This window comes from Massilia sp. UYP34, from assembly GCF_056279385.1.
Window position 1 is genome coordinate 1 of sequence record NZ_JBWBRF010000044.1, and the last position, 4,171, is coordinate 4,171.

Annotated in this window: 3 protein-coding genes; all 3 read right to left on the reverse strand. The window is 57.5% G+C overall.

Translation table 11 applies throughout. The features are described from left to right. Window positions 1-110: 110 nt before the first annotated feature. Entirely contained in the window at window positions 111-488 is a 378-nt protein-coding gene (locus tag ACZ9AQ_RS24025; RefSeq protein WP_109343470.1) for a four-helix bundle copper-binding protein, read from the reverse strand. A 105-nt stretch (window positions 489-593) separates the two neighbouring features. Then, window positions 594-1,511 (reverse strand): copper resistance protein B, encoded by a 918-nt coding sequence (locus ACZ9AQ_RS24030; RefSeq protein ID WP_290419608.1) that lies wholly within the window; start codon window positions 1,509-1,511, stop codon window positions 594-596. Window positions 1,512-1,957: 446 nt separating this feature from the next. Next, window positions 1,958-3,817 carry a copper resistance system multicopper oxidase gene (locus ACZ9AQ_RS24035; protein WP_109343472.1) on the reverse strand — a complete coding sequence of 620 codons (1,860 nt, stop codon included), beginning with the start codon at window positions 3,815-3,817 and terminating at the stop codon, window positions 1,958-1,960. Between the last annotated feature and the right edge of the window lie 354 nt (window positions 3,818-4,171).

Sequence of the window (4,171 nt, forward strand, 5' to 3'; positions counted from 1 at the left end):
CAACATGGCGCTCGGCGGTATCACGCCAAAACAGAAATTGGCACTCGCCGCTTAACCTCTACTTTTAGCGTGCTCTAAAAATGGGGGGATTACCACTGCAGCCCATACGCTTAGTGGGATCCGATTTGCGATCCAGACATCGATGCGGCTCCAGCGGCCGACTGACTCATGTTTCGGCACTCTTGTGCGCAACGGCGGCATGCGGCAGCGCAATCCTGGCAATGCTGCGCCTGGTGCTGCGCGCACTCGTCCCCACAAGCTTCGCAAATGTCGGCACACAGCTGGCACACTTGAATTGCGTGCTCGGTCGAGCGGCTCATGAGCTGCGCAGCAAGACGGCAGATCGCAGCGCACTCGTTGTCCAGTTCGATGCAGCGAGCCATCATCTTTGGATCCGGTTCCTGAAGGCAGGCCGCAGCGCATGTGTCACAGGCTTGAGCGCATTCGTAGCAAGCCTGAATGCACGATTGGAACTGATTTTGGATCATGATCTTCTCCTTAAGCGTTCATTGAAAGGTTGCCTCTTCCATTAATCCCGCACGCTTTTCAGCGTGTCTCATACGAATTCGCTTCTTTATTTACTCAATCCAGAACTAGAACCAGAACCGGATGCCGGCAACAGCCTGCACCTCGCTTTGGCCCCGCCCACGAATGCGCGTGAAGTCGGCGGTTTCGCCGAATTGCCGACTCCATGTCACCCCGATGTAAGGTGCAAACTGGCGTGTGACTTCATAACGCAGCCGCAGGCCCGCGCTGATGTCGGACAGGCCGCTGCCTATCTCACGTTCCGGATCGCTACGGCTGTAAAGGTTCGCTTCCACCTCGGGCTCAAGGATCAGTCGGGAAGTGAATAGAACCTCGTACTTGACACTCAGGCGTGCTGCCAAGCCGCTGCCAGGACGCCAGTACGCTGTCGCCTCGGTCTCGAACCAGTAGGGAGCCAGGCCCTGCACGCCAAAGGCTAACCAGTTACGGCTTTTGCCTTCGCCGCTATCGTGCCGGACACCTACTTGCGTGCTCCAGAATGTTGCAAACGCCCGGTCCCATAAGAGCTCAGTGCGCGCCGACTCAAGTGCCTCGCCACGGCGCTCGCCTTCCGCCTTCACCCAGGCCTTGTCGTAGTCGTTGCCATACCAGGCCTCGAACTCCACATTCTGGCCTTGCTCACCGTCGCCTTTCGCCGCCTCGGCCTTGTCGAACAGGACTTTCCAGAATGGCGCGTTGTCGTTCATCTCATGATTACCGAGGTGCGCGAACTTCGTGCCCTCGTTATACGCGTTCGGGTCGCGCGCGTCGGCCGGCGGTGGACCGCCTTGCATGCGCCCCATCTGCATGTCCTGTCCGCCGGCGGCGGGCGAAACTATGGCTTGGGCGGCATGATCCATCCCAGCATGGGCGTTACTGGCGGACGCTCCGGGGGGCGGTGCATGGCCCATCGCCGAGTGATCCATATTCTGCGCTTGAGGCGCGTTGCGTTGCCCCTGCACTGTCGGACTTGCTTGCGCTGGCATCGCGTGTCCTGCGTGCCCTGAAGCCGGGCTCTGCTCTCTTACCGGCTGCCCAACGTTTCCTGGTTCCGGAGCCGTAGGCGTGCCTGAGCGATTGGCTGGAGCTGTCGTATGATGGCCAGTATGTTCAGATCCTTGTCCTTGTTGCTGATTCTGCTGTTCCGCCCGTGATGTCTTTGCTTCCGTTGGGACAGAATGAGCTGCTTGTCCAGAACTTTGTCTGGCATCTGGTTTTGCAGGCACTGCTGGTTGCAGAACAGGCTTAGCTGGAGAGCTCGGCGGTGTCACGTGACCCATGGCCGCATGATCCATTGTCGAGTGAGTGTCCCCCGTCAATGATTGCACCGAGGGGACCTGCTGGACGGACGCAGTCGCTTGCGCGGCAGCATTCTGCGAAAAAAGCGAGGCGATCACCAAGGCATAAGGAATCGGCTTCCTCAGTTGATTCTTCATGACACTACTACCTCCCTGAACATTCCGGCTTCCATGTGATAAAGCAGATGACAGTGAAAAGCCCAGTGGCCCGGCGCATCTGCGGTCACCCGGAAGCTGACGCGTTGCGCGGGCTGAACGTTAATGGTGTGCTTGCGCACCTGGAATTGTCCGGTTGCAGATTCAAGCTCGCTCCACATCCCGTGCAGGTGGATCGGGTGATTCATCATCGTGTCGTTGACAAGCACAACGCGCAACCGCTCGCCATACCTGAAATGAATTGGCAGGGACTCCGAAAATTTCTGGCCATCGAACGACCACATGAAGCGCTCCATGTTCCCTGTCAGGTGCAGTTCAATCTCCCGCGTGGGCTCCCGAGGATCAACTGGTCCTCCAACCGTACGCAAGTCTGCATAGGTCAGTACCCGCCTGCCGTTATCCCGCAGGTTCACGCCAGGGTCGTCCAGATTCGTCCTGGGCATGTCAACACGCATGTCAACGCCCGGGCCATACTCAGTTCGCGCATGACGTACCTTCGGCGCTTGAGCTGGCTTGGACGTCGATGCTGTCGTCGACTGGCCATGGCCTGCATGCGAGTCAGCCGCTGTCGGCGCATCCTGTGCATGGTTTTGGTGCGTCGCTATGGCCTCACGACTTGCCGTACTGGATGAGGACGAGTTTTGCATTGCTCCATGGCCGCCGTGGCCGCCATTTGCGCCCGACATGGCCATTGCTCCCATCATGTCAACCATAGTGAGCCAGTGTGCCTCGTCAATTTCCGGAACAGGTGCCTGCATCCCTTGGCGGGGTGCGAGGGTTGCGCGTACCGATCCGGAGCGGCCGATGGACTGAGCGAAGATTGTGTAAGCCTGCTCTTCAGTCGGCTCGACGATGACATCGTAGGTTTCAGCTACCGAAACACGAATCTCGTCGACCGTCACCGGCTCCACATCCTGCCCGTCGGCGGTAACGACGGTCATTTTCAAACCTGGAATGCGCAGATCGAAGATAGTCGTTGCCGAACCATTGATGATCCGAAGTCGAACCTTCTCGCCAGGGCTGAATATTCCAGTCCAGTTGCTCTCTGAGGTCGAGCCGTTGATCAGGTACCTTAGTGCGCTACTGATGTTCCGGCTAGCCGTGACATCGCTGAAGTCAGTCGGCATCATGCGCATCTGATTCCACATCTTGCGCTTTTCAACCGCGCCCGAAACACCCATGCGCTGGGCATCTTGCATAAACTCACCGAACGTCGGCTGTTTGTTATTGAAGAAGTCGCTCATCTTTTTAAGATTAGCGAGTACGCGCTCAGGCTTTTCGTCGGTCCAGTCCGACAGCATGACTACGTAATCACGGTCGGCCGAAACTAGCTCACCGTTTTTTGGGAGCACAACGATCGGACCGTACAATCCTGTCTGCTCCTGGAAGGCTGAGTGGCTGTGATACCAGTATGTGCCTGCTTGCTGCACTTTGAACCGGTAGGTGAAGGTCTGACCTGGCGCAATGCCTGAAAAGCTTATTCCCGGAACGCCGTCCATTTCCTCCGGAAGCAAGATTCCATGCCAATGGATGGAGCTAACGGTCTGCAGTTGGTTGGTGACCCGGATGGTCACGGTATCGCCCTCGTTCCAACACAAAATCGGGGCAGGAACCTGGCCATTTACCGCGGTAGCGATCCGCGCGGCGCCCGTAAAGTTGACGGGCATGGGAGCGATCACTAGGTCAAAGTCGGTCCCGCGCAGAGTCCCCCGGTCGCTAGGCTGCGCAAAGAGTGAACGGGGATTCAAGCTTGCAAGACCGATCGCTGCACCGGCACCCTGCAGGAAGCGGCGGCGCCAGTTGCTATTGCAGCTAGCGTCGATATCGAACGAATTCATCTGGTTCTCCGATTAATCGATAGATCATTTGACGACCCAGAATGCGGAATGCAACGCATCGGGCTTCGTCAAAAATTTTTGGCTATGGGTGCGCAAAGTAGGCCAGCCAATACTGCCACTAATGAAGTAGCAAGTACGGCGTGATTCGGCATCAGCTTGATGGAACAGATTGTCCAACGGCCAGCGCTGCCCTGGCATGCTTGAATCGAGGAACAGGCACGCCGCGGACCAGCCTACTATGATGCGAGGGAATGAGAGGATTGAATCGCCACGAGTTTCCTAGACACTCGCGAGCCGCTTGAAATACTGCTTTTCATACTCGACCGGCGACAAGTCATTGCTGGAGCTGTGCCG